13 protein-coding genes and 1 pseudogene are annotated in these 17,035 nt (G+C 60.4%); 11 read left to right on the plus strand and 3 right to left on the minus strand.

The genetic code is table 11. The annotated features are described in order from the left end of the window. The first annotated feature begins 11 nt into the window (after positions 1-11). The 4 genes and pseudogenes from HALLA_RS16145 (at position 12) to HALLA_RS16155 (ending at position 4,371) form a co-directional block, all read left to right on the plus strand. Positions 12-644: a ThuA domain-containing protein gene (locus HALLA_RS16145; protein WP_049954509.1), complete on the plus strand. Its 633-nt coding sequence runs from the start codon at positions 12-14 to the stop codon at positions 642-644. Between the two features lie 307 nt (positions 645-951). Next, complete coding sequence (locus HALLA_RS20140; RefSeq protein ID WP_084569077.1) at positions 952-1,971, plus strand: alpha/beta hydrolase family protein; 1,020 nt, start codon at positions 952-954, stop codon at positions 1,969-1,971. A 151-nt stretch (positions 1,972-2,122) separates the two neighbouring features. Beyond that, positions 2,123-2,299 (plus strand): annotated as a pseudogene (locus tag HALLA_RS21405) (IS701 family transposase); the annotation flags it as partial. Between the two features lie 827 nt (positions 2,300-3,126). Beyond that, positions 3,127-4,371, plus strand: coding sequence for a mandelate racemase/muconate lactonizing enzyme family protein (locus HALLA_RS16155; protein WP_049954510.1), 1,245 nt, complete (start codon positions 3,127-3,129; stop codon positions 4,369-4,371). Between the two features lie 59 nt (positions 4,372-4,430). On the opposite strand, the gene HALLA_RS16160 is transcribed toward HALLA_RS16155, so the two are convergent. Beyond that, positions 4,431-5,366 carry a dihydrodipicolinate synthase family protein gene (locus HALLA_RS16160; protein ID WP_049954511.1) on the minus strand — a complete coding sequence of 312 codons (936 nt, stop codon included), beginning with the start codon at positions 5,364-5,366 and terminating at the stop codon, positions 4,431-4,433. A 177-nt stretch (positions 5,367-5,543) separates the two neighbouring features. Here HALLA_RS16160 and HALLA_RS16165 point away from each other — a divergent pair, with 177 nt between their 5' ends. From HALLA_RS16165 to HALLA_RS16175, 3 genes are all read left to right on the plus strand, one after another. Continuing rightward, positions 5,544-6,677, plus strand: coding sequence for a mandelate racemase/muconate lactonizing enzyme family protein (locus tag HALLA_RS16165; protein WP_049954512.1), 1,134 nt, complete (start codon positions 5,544-5,546; stop codon positions 6,675-6,677). Positions 6,678-6,759: 82 nt separating this feature from the next. Further along, complete coding sequence (locus HALLA_RS16170) at positions 6,760-7,596, plus strand: NAD-dependent epimerase/dehydratase family protein (RefSeq protein WP_049954513.1); 837 nt, start codon at positions 6,760-6,762, stop codon at positions 7,594-7,596. A gap of 212 nt (positions 7,597-7,808) precedes the next feature. Continuing rightward, positions 7,809-8,660, plus strand: a complete 852-nt coding sequence (locus HALLA_RS16175; protein ID WP_049954514.1) for an MBL fold metallo-hydrolase — start codon at positions 7,809-7,811, stop codon at positions 8,658-8,660. Between the two features lie 194 nt (positions 8,661-8,854). Here the strand turns inward: HALLA_RS16175 and xacF are convergent, their stop codons facing one another. Next, complete coding sequence (gene xacF, locus HALLA_RS16180; protein WP_049954515.1) at positions 8,855-10,309, minus strand: 2,5-dioxovalerate dehydrogenase; 1,455 nt, start codon at positions 10,307-10,309, stop codon at positions 8,855-8,857. A gap of 138 nt (positions 10,310-10,447) precedes the next feature. Here xacF and HALLA_RS16185 point away from each other — a divergent pair, with 138 nt between their 5' ends. Beyond that, positions 10,448-10,738, plus strand: coding sequence for a hypothetical protein (locus HALLA_RS16185; protein WP_049954516.1), 291 nt, complete (start codon positions 10,448-10,450; stop codon positions 10,736-10,738). Between the two features lie 112 nt (positions 10,739-10,850). On the opposite strand, the gene HALLA_RS16190 is transcribed toward HALLA_RS16185, so the two are convergent. Then, positions 10,851-11,285: a PPC domain-containing DNA-binding protein gene (locus HALLA_RS16190; protein WP_049954517.1), complete on the minus strand. Its 435-nt coding sequence runs from the start codon at positions 11,283-11,285 to the stop codon at positions 10,851-10,853. Between the two features lie 120 nt (positions 11,286-11,405). Here HALLA_RS16190 and HALLA_RS16195 point away from each other — a divergent pair, with 120 nt between their 5' ends. From HALLA_RS16195 to HALLA_RS16205, 3 genes are all read left to right on the plus strand, one after another. Continuing rightward, complete coding sequence (locus HALLA_RS16195; RefSeq protein WP_049954518.1) at positions 11,406-12,401, plus strand: Gfo/Idh/MocA family protein; 996 nt, start codon at positions 11,406-11,408, stop codon at positions 12,399-12,401. 260 nt (positions 12,402-12,661) lie between these two features. Then, entirely contained in the window at positions 12,662-14,869 is a 2,208-nt protein-coding gene (locus tag HALLA_RS16200) for a pectate lyase (protein ID WP_242406220.1), read from the plus strand. A gap of 26 nt (positions 14,870-14,895) precedes the next feature. Further along, a complete protein-coding gene (locus HALLA_RS16205; protein WP_049954519.1) occupies positions 14,896-16,806 on the plus strand; it encodes a hypothetical protein in 1,911 nt (636 codons plus the stop codon). The last annotated feature ends 229 nt before the right edge of the window (positions 16,807-17,035 follow it).

A 17,035-nucleotide genomic window follows, 5' to 3' on the forward strand; every position in this document is an offset into this window, starting at 1 on the left:
AACGCAGTGATATGAGCGTGGATGCACTAGCTATCGGCGGTAATGAGTTCGATTTCCACGAGTTTACGGCAGTCGGACCGGTGCTTTCCGATGTCTTCGATGGCGTCGCCGAACTTAACCGGACGACCGACCGTAACGCAGTCCTCGAACTCGAGGCGTACGACGTTATGGTCGACTACACGACAAAGGCTGACTGGACTGAGGAACAGATTGAGGCGATTAGTTCGTTTATCGCGACCGGAGGCGGATACGTTGGCATTCACTGCGCAGCGGATGTTAGCTCCTTTATCGACGAACCATGCGATGAGGTAGCATCACTTATTGGAGGACGGTTCGTCACACATCCCGAAATGTCCGAACTCGACATCGAAATCATTGAGCAGAACCACCCAGTGATGGCCGATGTCGATACCTTTCGAACGTACGATGAACCGTATCAGCTCGACTGGAACGATGACCGCGTCACTGTTCTCGCAGAATTTACTCACGAATCGATGGGGACGATGCCGGCTGTCTGGGTGCGATCCGTGGGAGAAGGGCGCGTGTTCTACTGCTCACTCGGACACGACGCCGCCGCGTTCGAACCTAACGACGTTCAGACACTGCTCAGGAATGGACTCGCGTGGGCGAACAGAGAGAGTTAGAAGCCAGTTCGAGGGTAGTCACCCGAACTGTATCCAACGCCGAAGTTCGTCCGTATTCGTCTGAGCACTGTCGATATTCTTCGAATTATAATCTCTTCGAAAGAAACCTATTGCCATCGGATAGCCGTTTCATCCCAGGTTGCACCATTTTCGATCGGTGGCGGTGGTTAGTTCGACGAATCCCGAATGAAGAAACGCCGGTGATAAGACTACATATATTGACATCCATCCCCACGGAATTTTTGCAGAATGAGGGGCCACGAAGAACAATGATAAGTAGTATGGACAATACTACGGGGATAGAGCAATGACCCAACAACAGGAGTTTCAGCAGCAACTCCTTCAAACAGCCGCCCGCAAGCACGGGTACGATGGACAGACCGGACAGGCGTTTACATCCTGGCAGAACTCCGTTCAGCAGGAATTAGCAACAGTGCTAGGATTTCCTGAGATTCACGCTGCTAGTACGGACGAAATTGAGTCAAGACAACTCGAGACCGAATCGAGAGCCGATCACGAACGACAGAAATGGACGATTCGAACGGAAGATGGAATTCATGTTCCGTTTTATCTGCTCGTTCCAGACGAGGGTGAGCCACCGTACCCCGTTGTGCTCGCGGTTCACGGTCACACCGAAGACGGCAAAGAATTGACCGTTGGAAACATCCCCGATGATCGAATAGAGATTTATCAGGAGCATCGGGATTTCGGTCGACAGGCTGTCCAACGAGGGTATGCGACTCTCGTACCAGACTTGCGAGCGTTCGGCGAATTGGCAGGCCCAAAAATCGAGAAAGACGGCTATCGGTCGTGTACACGAATGCAGAAAATCTCGCAGCTATTCGGTCGAACGCTTGCAGGGGAACGAACATGGGATGTTCTCCGGCTCGTCGACTTCGTCGAAAACGAGGAGATACTGGACGATAGTCGGATCGCTATCACAGGACATTCCGGCGGAGCCGCGGTGTCAATGTTCGCGGCAGCACTGGACGAACGATTGAGTCCTGTCGCGCTGAACGCCTACTTTTGTACGTTCAAAGATTCGATCATCGCTATCGATCACTGTGAATGTAACTACGTACCGGGCATCTTCCGTCTCGGCGAAATGTGGGACATTGCCGGGGCGATTGCTCCCCGCCAGCTCACCATCGCCACCGGCGATGAAGATCCGATTTTCCCCATCAATGGGACGAAGCGTGCGTTTTCACGCCTGGAACAGATATATCTGAATGCCGGTGCAGAAGATGCGTGCGAACTGTTTGTAGGGTCTGGAGCACATCGGTACTACCCGAAGGGAGTCTGGCCAACCATCGAAAAGCACCTGTGACCATCTCGAGACATCTATATTACGGTTGGACGACAACCTGATCAGAAAGTACGTACCACTCGAGAGAACCATTTCTTGCGATCGTCTGCCCTACTCACTCAGCTTTATACGTTGACGTAGAAGCGTGCCGTAGCGGTAGCAGGGACGGTTAATGCCGATTACGGATTTCTTATCGTGAACGCACGTATTTGACGAGCCAAAGTCACTAGCACTAGAGCAATAACGCCACGCGAAAACGTACATCACAGGTCTTGTTCCTTGCCATAACAAGAACATGGTAGACAACGCACGCGAAGTCCTCCCGACGAAAGGCAAACGCGCTCTCAACACCCGAGGAAAGAGACTGATATCTCTTTATTCACTCAACAGTCAATGATAACGTGCAACGCTGAGTTGATTATTCAGGGTAGGCCTTCTAGCAAGTCTCACGAAAAATCTTAGAAACACGTTTGGATACTAGAGCTCCCAACAGTCTGTGTGAAATGCCACCATGATATATGATGCTGGTTCCCCTGTCCCGATAATTACAATTGTATGTACGTAAACGCCCGTTACAAAAGTACTATCGTAAATTCAGCCACTACCGACAAGAGATAGTGAGAAGACAGCAACATCCGGAACACCAAAACCAGCTAAGAGACCACGTACCACCCGTAATAGGCGTTATGTTCATATTCGCAACAGGGAAATACAGACTTTGGGTTTTTCGCAGTCAATGGAACGATTCCGATTTGTATGGCGCCAAAATGACTGAAATCGGCCGAATCCACGATACACACAAAACGATCCTGGCATAATGGATAAACGCAGGGTGTGATTGCTTGTCTGCTGTTCCCGGTACGGGAACACAGAGCCGGGTCTAATATCTATAGAAGTGATGCAAGAAATTAATCGATCGAAACAGAATTTAGTCACTATCGCCAACCTGTTAAAAGAAGGAGTCAATCTACATATAATGGTGAGAGATTAACAACCAGAAGCAATCCCCAAAATAAGAGTCGGAAAGAATCAGACCAAAGCAATCATCAACTAAGAACGTAGTGAATAATGACGGTTGTGAGTTGGTACCATGATCTTATCCGATTTGTCGTCCCTACCAAAAGGATGTAGACGGGAACGCGGATAATTTATACAGGAGGGCCGAAATTAATCGGTATGGACATAGCTACGATAAATGGATATCCGCTTTCCTCACCGATCGATCCGGTACAGAAACGTCCGTTCTTCGGCGGAGAGCGACACCTTCGCAAACGAGATGTCGTTCTCGTCGTCGTCGAGACGCGAGACGGTCGGCAGGGCGTCGCGACGGCGGGCGCGAGCAGTTCCGCAATGCGCGAGTACTTCGAAGGCGATTCCCAGGGAACGTTCGCAGACATCGTCGAGGACTCGGTTGCAGACGCCCTCGAGGGTGAAACGATCGACGAGATCACCGACGCTCACGACCTGCTCGCTGCGACGAATCTCCCCGCCCACCTCGAGACGGAAGCGATTTCGGCGATCGACGTCGCACTGTACGATATCCGCGGAAAGGAACTGGGCGCGCCGATATACGAACTGCTGGCAGCGGAGTACGAGAGCGAGCCGACGACCGAGATGCCGCTGTACGCCAGCGCCGGGATGTACATGGAGCCGGAAGGGTACGTCGAGCAGGCTCGAGCGCTCGAGGAACTGGGCTTTTTCGGCTACAAGTATCGCCCCGGGATCGGTCCCGACGGCGACCGGCGAACGGTCGACCTGCTGGCCGAGGCGGTCGACGAAATCGAGCTCATGCTCGACGTGCACACCTGGTGGAAACTCGGCGAATCCTACGGCCGCGAGACGGTCCGAGAGCTGGTCGAGCACGCCGCCGACCGCGGCGCGTACTGGATCGAGGAACCGGTCGAACCCGCCGATCACGCGGGCTACGTCGAACTGGCAGAAACCGGCGCGCCGCTGGCCGGCGGGGAAAGCGAGGAATCTCCGGCCGGACTCGTCAAACTCGGCGAGACCGGCGCGGTCGAGTTCCTGCAGGGCGACGTACGCCATCACGAGGGCTTTACGGGCTGTCGGGACGCAGTCGAGTACTGCGACGGACGCGACGTCGAGTTCGTGCCGCACAACTTCGGTACCTGGCTTGGCCTCCAGGCCAACGCACACCTCGTCGCCGCGGCACCGGACGTCACCCTGCTCGAGTACCCCGTCTTCGAGGACGATCCGGCGCTCGCCGAGGCGACGATCGATCCGGGAATGTACCCGTTCGATCTCGCGTTCGACATCATCGAGGGGCAACCCGATATCGAAGACGGATACCTGAGCGTTTCGGACGCGCCCGGACTCGGCGTCGAGGTCGACCTCGACGTGCTCGAAGAGTACCCGTTCGTCGACGGTGCGTGGACGGAGTTCCACTACGACGACGAGTAGACGGCGAAAATCGATTCTCTTGGACACCGTTCGACTGGTACCTCCGTAGACTCGCCGGATCAGGCCGTCTCGAGCACCGGAGCCGACTGTACCGCCTCGTAGTACTTCTCGAGACGCGTTTCGTCCGCCGCGGAGAGGTTAACCAGCGGGTCGCGGACGGGACCGCCGGTGTAGCCCGCCAGATCCATGCCGTGTTTGACGACGGGAACGTTGTTCGCGGCCGCAAGTTCGTTTTCCTCACCCGATTCCGCGCGGAGGTCCTCGATCGGCCGGAGGAGCCGCTGGATCGACCGGGCCCGGTCCCAGTCGTCCGCCCGAATCGCTTCGAACAGCGCCAGCGTCGCCTCCGGCGCGAAGTTTCCGAGGCCGGTCGTATAGCCCGTCGCGCCCTCGATAGCGAACGAACAGGCGTACCGTTCGGCGATCCCGTTGAGCCAGGTCACCTCGCCGGGAGTCTCCGCGACCGTGCGGGAAAACGCCGCGACGTCGTCGACCGCGTACTTGACCGCGACGACGTTCTCGCGTTCGCTCACGTCGGCGATCACGTCACGCGAGACTGCCGGACCCCGTTTGTAGATGACGACGCCGAGATCGGTCGCGTCGCAGATCCGGTGGTAGTAGTTCGCCAACCCGCGTTTGTGTACGTAGGTGTGATCCGGATCCATCACCATGATGGCGTCTGCGCCAGCGTCCTCGTAGGCATCTGAGAGCCGACTAACCTCCGGGAGACTGCCGGCGACGCCTCCAGCGATGGTCGCCTCGTCGCCGGTCGCTTCTACGTGGGTGGCGACGATTTCGATCCGTTCCTCGTCGGTGAGCGAGTAGTACTCGCCGGTGTTGCCACAGGGGATGAACAGGCGCGCACCGGCCTCGTACTGTTTCTCGAGGTTGTCCGCGAGGTCGTCGAAGAGTACGTCCGATCCGTCGGCGCTGAACGGCACGGCGGTCGTGAAAGCAACGTCACGAAAGCGTTCCCGAAGGACATCTCTGGCCATATCGTAGTCAATAGTACGAGGGAGGGAACTGATAAGTGTATCCCCGGCAGCCATCTCCGGTGTCCCTCCGGCAGCTGTCTTCGGTGTTTCTCCGACGGCCGTCTCCGGCCGATGGTGGGTGCCCGTCGAACACCCGGAGACGCAAGCTATATTGGTCGCGGCTCTGTCGCATTCGCTATGGAGATCACGGACGTTCAGGCGATTCCGCTCGCACACTCGTTACCGGACGGACAGGGCCTCGGGGACGCTCGAGGCTTCGGAACCGATCGCGGGACGACGCTGGTCCGCCTCGAGACCGACGACGGGGCCGTCGGCTGGGGAGAGGCGTTCGCCCCGGGCCCGATGGCCACGGCGACGGTCGAAACGATGTTCGCCGACGACCTGATCGGGATGGACCCCTTCGAGGTCGAGTCGCTCGCCGAAAGGTCCTACACCGATCCGTACCACTTCGGCGGCGACGTGGTCGTCCAGAGCGCCGTCAGCGCGCTCGATGTCGCCTGCTGGGACATCATCGGACAGCACGTCGGCCGGCCGGTCCACCGGCTGCTCGGTGGCACTCACTGCGAGGAGTTGACCCCCTACGCCTCGACGATGTACTTCACCGAATCGGATCGACCGATCGAGCAGCCGATTCGCGAGGCCGTCGAAGAAGGGTTCACCGCGGCAAAGATCAAGATCGGGGCGGGCCTCGAGTCGGACGTCGAGCGCGTACGGACGGCGCGGGAGATTCTCGGCGAAGATGCCGACCTGATGGTCGACATGAACGGCAACTACCGGCCGCATCAGGCCCTCGAGTCAGCTCGAGCCATCGAAGAGTTCGACGTGACCTGGATCGAGGAACCGGTCCCACCGGAGAACCTCTCGGGCTACCGCGAACTGCGGAAAAAGATCGACACGCCGATCGCCGCCGGCGAGGCCCACTACGGGCGGTTCGAGTTCAAGGAACTGATCGACGATCGAACCGTCGACATCGTCCAGCCGAATCTCGGCCGCTGTGGCGGCCTCTCGGAAGCGCGGCTGATCGCCGGCATGGCCTCGACCGAGAACGTCGCCGTCAGACCGCACATCTGGAACAGCGCCGTGGGCCTGGCCGCCGCGGTCCAGTTCGCCGCGAGCCTCTCGAGCTATCCACACACACGAAACGTGCCCGAACCGATGCTGATCGAGTTCGACCGCAGCGAGAACCCGCTTCGGAGCGACCTGCTCGAGTCGCCGTTCGATCCGTCCGGCGGTAGTATCGACGTCCCACAGGAACCGGGGCTCGGCATCGAGATCGATCAGGACGCACTCGAGCGCTATCGAAGCGACTAGCTGGAAAACAGGTTCTGTTGTCGGCAGCGGAACCGCGCCGCTGGACCGGTATTTTGATAATCTCCCCGACTGGCCTATGTGTATGAACGTACTGGTAACTGGCACCTACGGCCGATGCGGTACCGCAATCATCGATCACTTACACGACGACGATCGGTACGAGTTTACGTACTATAATCGCTCAGACCGCGAAGAGGGACCCTACAGCGGCTACGATACTGTCGTCGGCGACATCGCGGACTACGAGACGCTTCGGGACGCCTGCGAGGGGCAAGACGCCATCATCCACCTCGCGGCCTACCCCTACACCGACGGCGACTGGGGCGACATCTTCGAACCCAACATCATCGGCATGTACAACGTCCTCGAGGCCGCCCGCGAGGCCGAAGTGGAGTCCATCATTTTCGGGTCGACCAATCACGTGATGGGGATGTACGAACTCGAGAACGCCCCCGAAATCTACGAGCGCGATCACGACCTCGTGATCGACCATACCGATCCCGTTCGTCCGGATTCGTACTACGGGGCCTCCAAGAGCTTCGGCGAGGACCTCGGTCGGTACTACGTCGAGGGCGGCGAGTACCCGAAGCAGTTCTACGCGATCCGGATCTGTAGCGTGCGGATGCCCGAGTACGACCATCCCTACGGAGACGCCGAAATCCACGTTGCCGAGGGCGAGTTCGAGCGGGGCAGCGACGAGTACGAAGAGCAGGTCGCCCGGATGAAAGCAACCTGGCAATCCCGCCGTGACTTCGCCCACCAGATCGACTGCTGTCTGCAGGACGACAGCGTCGCGTTCGACGTGTTCAGCGGCGTCAGCGACAACCGCCGGCGCTGGTACGACTTGGAGCACGCTCGAGCGCGCATCGGCTACGATCCGCAGGACGACGGCGAGGAGTGGGACGCGCCGCCGGAGTAAGCGGGATTTCTCTTCTCCCGGATACTCCGACATGTCCGACACACCAGCCTGCAGATAGGCCCGACACACCAGTCCGCCGATCTGGCGACAGGCCGAGGATGCACGGATCGTTCCTGGCACGAACGCGTCGAAAGGTTTAGGCGGGCTCGAGCGGATCGGATTCGTATGGTTCGAACGAGCGGCCGAGCCGACGGACAGTGCCGGGTGAAACGATGACGATCAACAGCGACTGGGGCAGGTGGTGGACCCGAGAGGACCTGTACGGGCCCTCGGTCGACGGCGTATCGATGTGGTTTCTCGGGGTCACCGGCTGGGCGATCAGAACGCCGGAGGCGACGATATTCATCGATCCGTACTTCAGCACCGAGCGGGACCGCGAGTACATCGCCCGGATGCCGCCGGTGCCGATGGAGCCCCAGTGGGCGGAATCCTGCGATGGAGTCTTCTGTACGCACGATCACCGCGATCACTTCTGGCCGCCGTCGTTCGGGCCATTGCTGGACCACGGCGGGTCTGTCCACGCGCCGGCCGAGTGCTACGAGAACCACGACGTGAGCGAGATTCCGACGGATCAGCAGGTAGCCGCCGAACCCGGTGACAGCTACGAAATCGGCGATCTGACGATCCACATCCGGGACGGCCGCGATCCGGACGCCGACGGCAGCGTCACCTACGTCCTCGAGCACGAGGCGGGGACCATCTTCCACGGCGGCGACAACCGTCCGTGCGACGCGTTCTACGATGTCGGCGAGGAGTTCGATATCGACGTGGGGATGCTTTCGTACGGGACCACGGGCCGCCTCTCGGCCGACAGCGACGCGACTGGCCGGAAACTGTACAACGACGCTACAGACGTGGTCGAGGCCGCGAACGCCCTCGAGCTCGACCGACTGGTGCCGACCCACTGGCGGCGCTGGCGGTCGATTCAGGCAGATCCCCATGCGCTTTCGACCGCCGCGACGACCTTCGAGTACCCCCGCGTGATCGAAACCGTCGAAGTCGGGGACCGGCTTCGGCTCGGCCAGCCCGGCGTAGTGCCGCCGACCCGCCTCGAGGGTGAGTAAGGCGATTACGCGGTGATTCCTCGAGACGCGGTTGGGTACGCGTCTTCGTCGAGAGAACTTTTGATATCGATCTCGAGCGGCGTCGACTGAACGGTTCGAAGAGGAAACAGCCCGAAGAACGAATCGGCGATGCAATCACCGAGTACCGTCGAAAACGAGACTAGTTGCGATGGGACAGATCGTCGACCGCGACGCTAGTAGTTCATGTAGACCGTCTTCGTCGACGTGAAGAAGGCCAGACCGGCGTCACCCTGTTCGCGGTAGGTGTCCGTCGAAGACTGTTTGTAACCGCCGAATGGGACGTGTAGCTCGAGGCCGGTCGTCTTCTCGTTGACCTTCGCGACGCCGGATTCGACGTTTTCGGCGAACTGGTTGGCTTCAGAGAGATCCTGCGTGATAATGCTCGCCGAGAGGCCGTAGTCGACGTCGTTTGCCACCTCGAGGCCCTCCTCGAAGCTGCTGACCTTCAACACTGCCAGCACCGGACCGAAGACCTCCTCCTGAGCGATGCGCATGTCGTTCGTCACGTCAGAGAAGACGGCTGGTTCGACGTAGTAGCCGTCGTCGTACTCCCCGCCAGTGAGTCGCTCGCCACCGGTCTCGAGGGTCGCACCGTCTTCTTCCGCCGCGATATCGACGTACTCGAGGGTCCCGTCCAATTCGCTTTGCGTGACGTGAGGGCCCATGTCGACGTCTTCGAGCCCGGAGCCGATCTCGATCGATTCGGCGTAGTCGACGATGCCGGCGACGAACTCGTCGTAAACGTCTTCGTGGACGATTGCCCGAGAGCAGGCGGTACAGGCCTGACCCGTGACGCCGAACGCGCCCGCGCCGACGATGTCGACGGCTTCGCCGACGTCTGCGCTTGGCATCACAACTGTCGGATTCTTCCCGCCCATCTCACACTGGACGCGCTTGAGGTCGTCCGCGGCGGCCTGCGCGACGTGGGTTCCGACGGCGGTCGATCCCGTAAAGGAGACGGCGTCGACGCCCTCGTGATCGGTAAGGACGCCGCCGGCTTCGCTCCCGGAGCCGGTGACGTAGTTCGCGACGCCGTCCGGCAATCCCGCCTCGTCGAGCGCCTCGAGTAACTTCCAGGCGACGGTCGGGGCCGCCGAGGCGGGTTTGAGGACGGCCGTGTTACCGGCCGCGAGGGCGGGAGCGAGTTTCCACGCCGGAATGGCGATGGGGTAGTTCCACGGCGTAATCAACGCGACGGTTCCCAGCGGTTCGTGTTTGGTGTAGAGTTCTTTGTCCGTGCCGCTGGGTGACTTGACAGTGCCGCCGAGGTCGCTGGCTTTCTGTGCGTAGTAATAAAATATATCGATGGCTCGCTGGACCTCGCCGCCAGCTTCGCCGAGCGTCTTGCCCTCCTCGCGGGTCAGCGTCTCGGCGAGTTCGTCGCGCTGGTCCTCGAGGATCTGTGCCGTTTCCTGCAGAATCGCTCCCCGTTCCGGGCCGGGGGTCGACGACCACTCGTCCTCTGCGGCGACGGCTGCCTCGACCGCTTGCTCGGCGTCTTCGGCGGTCGACGACTGAAACTCGCCGACGACTTCGTCAGTATTTGCGGGATTTAGTACCTCAAACGAGTCTCCGGAACGTGATTCGACCCACTCTCCGTCGATGTAGTTACGGTGTACTGTCGGCATTCGAACTAGTGATTTCGCTCTACCCAATACCAAGATTCGTCTTGCGGCAATATTTTCACCTGCGATGCGAACGATCCGAAGCGGATCGGCAGCACAAACCCTAACTAATTTATACAGGTGAGACGAATCAACGTGGTAATGGGTTCCACGCAGCGTTCGAGCGATCCGGATGAGATGTCTCGAGTACAAGAAGTGGGTTCGACGATCCGTGAAACAGTCGTCGAACCGGTGTATAACGTTCTCGAGCCAGTTCTCGAACCGCTTGCCGGCTCTGTCCTGTTAAAGCTCGCGGCAATGGGGATGCTCCTGTTCGCCCTCGGTGCACTCCGCAGCGTCGGAGTCTGGGCCGCGATCCTCGCTGTCTGGGGATTCGGACTCATGCTCGTCGGCTTCGGGTGCTACGGACTGATCTGGTTGCAACGCAACTGATCAGCTCCGTCTCTGGATCGGCCAAAATATGCATCAATCGAGCGTGATCGAGCACGCGGCTTCCGCTTAAGACCATGTCCGAGTTGTTAGCATCCATTATACAACAGTCACGTTAGCGCTGCATGAGTTGGGAAACGTTTTGCTCGCCCGCACGGCGCTCAAGCGAGAGTCCCTCTATTTTCCGGATCGTTATTTCCCCGAGGACGTTGACCTCACAGCCTTCCTCGAGGTGGCCGCCGACGGTTCGGTCGCCGTCGAACGCGGTCACGTGAAGGTGGGGTTCGCCGTTGGCGATAACGCCGTTGATGTCGGTCACCTCCCAGGCACCCTCGAGCTCGAGGTCGACGTTCCGATCGGACTGCTCGTCGGGGAGATCAGTCCGATCGACGTAGTGGATATTCAGCGTGCTGAAGGTGCCGATCCCCGTGACGACCGCGCCGGTGTCGACCGCGTGTTCCTCGCAGGCGCGTTCGATCGACTCGAGGGCCATGTCGCCACGGTCGAGGCGAACGATAACGTGTCCGTCGCTGGATTCGAACGATTCCATGACCGTCTGTGAAACCGCCGGCGGAATAAACCTTGACACTGCGGCAGTAGTGGGCGCGCCGGCGAACAAACTCGAAGGGGCCAAGCTTGAAGTGCAATCGAGCAGTCGGTTCACTATCGCATGGAACCTATCAGGTACGGAATCGTCGGTGCGACGGGATTCGGAGCCAATCACGCGCAGGCGGTCGCGGCCGTAGACGGTGCCGAGGTCGTCGCGGGAACGGCGCGAACCGCGGACTCGGTCGCATCGTTCGAAGCGGATCACGACGCGGCGGGATACACGGACTACGAGGAACTGCTCGAGTCCGAGTCGCTCGATGCGATCAGCATCTGTACGCCGTCGGGCACCCACGCCGAAATCGCGGTGGCCGCCGCCGAAGCCGGGGTTCACGTCCTCTCGGAGAAACCGCTCGACGTCTACGTAGAGCGCGTCGACCGGATGATCGAGGCCGCGGATCGAAACGACGTTCGCCTCGGTGGGATCTTCCAGCGACGGTTCACGCCGGAACGTTGGACCGCCCGCCAGTGGGTCGAGGAAGGCCGGTTCGGCGACCTGCTGCTCGCTGATACGGCGATCAAGTGGCACCGCCCACAGCGCTACTACGAGGATCACTGGCACGGAAGCCGCGACCTCGACGGCGGCGTTCTCATCCAGCAGGCGATCCACTTCGTCGACCTCCTCCAGTGGCTGGGCAGCGATATCGAGCGCGTAACTGCGGACACGAAAACGGTGGCACACGAGATGGAGTGCGAAGACGTTGCCACCGTCAGCGTTCGGTTCGAAAACGGCGCTCAAGGTACCATCGTTGCGACGACCGGCGTGAAAGGCGGACGAGAGCGCGTCGAACTGAACGGAACAGCCGGCTCGTACAACTCCGGCACGTTCGTCCTCGAGGACGAAATTGTCGAGCCGACGCTCGAAGAACCGCCGTGTGGGACGGGGCTCGAGGGGCAGATTCGAGACTTTATCGCAGCAGTCCGCGAGGACCGCGAACCGATCGTTAGCGGACGGGATGCCCGCAAAGCGGTCGAAGTCGTGCTCGCTTCCTACGCATCGGCCACGCTCGATCGGCCGGTACGAGTCGACGAGGTCCGTGACGTGGCAGAACACACCTAGGAGACATAACACAGAATACCGTTCGGGATCGTCCTAGGGAGATTCTGGGAGACAAAAACCATCTGAGTTCGATTGTCAGTAGAGCTACTCGTTCTCGAATTCAGAAGTGGTCGAGTTTAGATCGTATACGTTCAGCCGGTAGAAGGACTCAATCCGGAGATTAGAGAGAAATCTAATTCAAACAACATATACGAAGGCCAGAGAATCGAGAAGAAAAGATTTAACAGTAATAGTGATTACCACTCTCATGGTGTTAGATAATGGCACACAAAAGACGGTCAGTCCTTCGAGCGATCGGTGTGAGTACCCTCGGGATCACTGCGGCGGCGTTGTCCAGCGGAACGGCCGCGGCAGCGACCATCATCACGATTCGCGGCGGTGGAACGGATATCTGGAACACGGAAGACGCGTTCCACTTCTATTCGGACGAGGTCAGCGGGGACTTCGACGTCGAAGTACGGAACACCTACCTCGAGAATACGGACGCCAACGCGAAAACGGGGATCATGTTCCGGGAGTCGATGGATCCGGCGTCGAAGAACGTGATGCTTCGGCGCACGCCAAACGGCGAGGCGTCGCTGCAGTGGCGACCCGAAGACGGAGCCGAAACGGTCAGCACGACATCGGGGGGCGAAGACGAGAGCGAGGTCGATGGCGGCAGCTTAGAGGCCGAGTGGCTGCGCCTGCGCCGAAGCGGCGACACCATCGAAGCGTACGGCTCGAGCGATGGCGACGACTGGACGCTGATCGCCGACATCGATACGGACCAACTCGAGTTGAGCGACGATGCGTACGTCGGCATACCGGTCACGAGCCACGACACAGGAACACTCTGTACCGCAGAAGTGCGCGATCTGTCGGGAATCGACCCGAACGATAGCCGCGATATCGGCGATATCGAAGCCAATGGTGACGTCGATGTCGCGGAGGGCGTCCCGTTCGTATCGACCGGCGACGCGACCGACGTGACGGCTACGTCGGCGACCGTAGGCGGTGAACTAACCGACCTTGGCGGTGCCGACTCGGCCGAGTGTTACGTCGAGTATCGGGAGGTCCCGACCGAGGCGTGGACGGAAACCGAGAGACAGACGCTAGCGGAACCCGGCGAGTTCCAGGTCCACCTCGAGGACCTCACGAGCAGGCGCTACTACGAGTACCGTGCGGCTATCGAGACCAGCGACGGCGACGGCGCAAACGGCTCGTCGGAAACGTTCGGGACACCGAGTCGCTGGAACGGCCCAACGATCCGAAAGGGGCCGGACAGCGCGTCGAACGTCGATCTCGCGGACGGGTTCGCAGATCCCGCACCGTGGTTGGACGACGACACGCCCGTCATTAAAATACGCGAGCCGACGCGGCAACAGCTATCGGCCGCACTCAGCGTCGACGGGCCGCGCCTCGTCGTCTTCGAAACGAGCGGCGTGATCGACCTCGAGCAACAGCGCCTGACGGTGACGGGCGACGAACTGTATATCGCCGGTCAGACGGCCCCATCGCCGGGCATCACGCTCGTTCAGGGTGATCTCTGGATCGACGCCAACGACTGCGTGATTCAACACATCAGGGTCCGGCCGGGCGATGCCAACCTGACAGAAGAGAGCGACTGGGAGCCCGACGCGATCAGAACGGGAGACGGGACCGAGAACAACGTCATCGATCACTGCACGACGACCTGGGGCGTCGACGAGAACCTTTCGGTCGGCTACGAGACGCAGAATACGACGGTGTCGAACTGCCTGGTCGCGGAACCGCTGCAGGACGCGACCCACCACAAGGGCGACCACGGGTACGGCTCGCTGATCGGCGACGATTCGGAGAACGTCACCCTCGCGGGGAACGTCTGGGCGCACAACTACGACCGGAATCCGCGGCTCAAAGAGGGGACCCGATCCGTCGTCGCGAACAACGTCATGTACCACTATCGGGACGGCATCTGGATGGATCCCGACACGGAGGCCAGCATCGAGGGCAACGTCTTCAGGCGGCCGGTCAGCGACCAGCCAAATATCTTCGGCGACGGAACTGCGGCCGTCGTCGACAACGTCCTCGAGGACGCGGACAACCCGATAGTCGGCGACGGCATCTCGGAGGTCGACTCGCGACCGCTGTGGCCGGAGGAACTCGACGTGCTACCGTCGGAAGCCGTCCTCGAGCACAACCTCAAACACGTCGGCGCACGTCCTGCCGACCGAACGGAGGCGGACGAACGCGTGCTCGAGCAGCTCGTTACGGGCGAGGGATCGTATATCGATAGCCAGGAGGAGGTCGGCGGCTACCCCGACCTCGAGGAGAACACGTGGCCGATTCGCGTGCCCCAGAGCGCGACGCACGCGTGGCTCCGTGCGAAAGCTCGGTTCGTCGAAAAGTCAAACTGGTTTGGGCCGGGGCTGGGTGACGGACGCGGGCATCGAGACGACCACGGACATCGTGGGTCGGACAATCGATCCCGCGAGCATCCCAAACATTAATTCGTCGGAACGACCCTGCATTGGGTATGTTCGACATCGAGGCGAGCCGTTCGCTCACCCGGCCTCCCGAGTGGGCGGCGTTACAGCGGACGCTGTTCGAGACGATGGCAACCAGCGTCGACCGATTCGTCGATGAGTACTTCGACGAGGACGGCGAGCCCTACTGGCCGCCCGAGGACCACGTCGGCGTCGACGGCTTCGACGACGTGATCGAGGGCTTTTACAACTGGCCGCTGGTGTACGCGATGGGCGGTGACGAGCGCTTTCTCGAGCACGCTCGAGCGGCCTACGAGAGGGCGCTCCGGCGCGGCAGCGAGACCGAGACGCCGTTCGGCCACCCCATGGTCGTCGACGAGTTCGAGCAGTGTCGCGACTGGTTTCACATGGGCGAGGGGAACCTCTTTACGTACAACATGGGCCTTGCGGCACCCGGCGACGAGACCGTCGTCGACCGGGCCGAACGGTTCGCACAGTTGTACCTCGATGACGCTGAAGTGAACAACTACGACGGCGAGAAACGGCTCGTTCGCGGCCCCATGAGCGGGAGTATGGGGCCGAATTTCTGTGACTTCGCCGCCTACGAACACCACCCTTACGGCGCGGACTACCGCTGGGCGCGCCACGGGCTTCCCTGGCGGGACCTCGAGTTCGACGAGGCCACAGACCTGCTCGAGTCCGAGAACGAAAAGCGGCTGTTCGAGGTGCTCAACGAACGGTGTGCGAAGGGTGATATCCCGCTGAATCTCAACATCACGAGCCTGATGACCAACGCGTACCTCCACACCGGCGACGACCGCTATCGCGAGTGGGTCACCGACTACTTAGAGGCCTGGCGCGAGCGAACGGCGGAAAACGACGGGATCATCCCCGACAACGTCGGCCGGTCTGGCGAGATCGGCGAGTACATCGGCGGCAAGTGGTACGGCGGCTACTACGGCTGGTCGTGGGGCGGCTGGCACTACGTCGGAATCGGGCCCACGGTGGCCGCGGAAAACGCCGTGTTACTCGAGGGTGATCGGGAGTACCTCGAGTTCCCGCGCTCGCAACTCGACGTGCTGATCGAAAACGGAATCGAAGTCAGCGAGGACGCCGTCCACGACACCCTCTATATCCCGCACAAGTACGGCGACCCCGGCGATTATCACTACGATGCCTCGGGCGTGCTCACCGAAGACGATGGCGAGGTGTACTGGCGAGATGGCTGGTACGAGTTCCAACCACATCAGGACGATCCGTACGCGTTCCACCTCTGGTATATGTCCCTCTCCGAAGCGGACCGCGAACGCGTCGACCGGCTTCGCGACTGGGGCAGTCGGGACTGGAAACAGGTCGATTTCCGCCCGTCGAACAAACACGGGGCCGGCCAGGAGTACGCCTGGCTGGCGTATCTCGACGGCGACTTTCCAGCCTATCCCGAGCGCATCATGGAGGCGAACCACGCCCACGTCCAGCAGCACCGCGAACTCATGCGGACGGAAGGCGGCCTTCCCGACGACGTCGACGAGGACTACCTCCGCGACCGAAACCCGGTCTTTCACCGCGGGCTCTTACAGCTCACGATGGGAGCCCCCCAGCCCGTCTACTACGGCGGCCTCGTGATGGCCCAGGTTCGCCACTTCGACCTCGAGCGCGAGCGCCCGGGACTCCCGGCTGGCGTCTCGGCGCTGGTCACGGACGTCACACGCGAGGGAATCGACCTGACGCTCGTCAACGGCGGCGGAGCCGACCGCGAACTGATCGTGCAAGCCGGCGCGTACGGCGAACACGAATTCACCTCCCTCGAGCACGATGGAGAGCGCGGTCACCCCGAGTCGAACGCGATTCGAGTCTCGCTTCCCAGCGGGACTCGCGTCTCGCTTTCGGCCGCCCTCGAGCGCTTCGTGAACGACCCGGCCTACGAACCGCCGTGGAGCGATTCGCAGGCTCGGGTCAGGTAGCGGATACGTCGGTCGAGGGGTTCGGATTGTTGTCGCCGGCTATCGCTTTCGCTCGAGAATAGCGCTGGGTGTATCGGGGTCGAAACGTAGTCCCGATATTTAATAACATAAGAGATATGAGTGGATTAGGAAACAATCATATATCAGTCTATTTCTCGAGATAGGCGCTTGAAAAGAGAACAACGATACAAAGGAAAGATGGATCTCACCTCTAGAGCCCGAAAGGGGA

The sequence above is a fragment of the Halostagnicola larsenii XH-48 genome (assembly GCF_000517625.1).
Taxonomy (GTDB): Archaea; Halobacteriota; Halobacteria; order Halobacteriales; family Natrialbaceae; genus Halostagnicola; species Halostagnicola larsenii.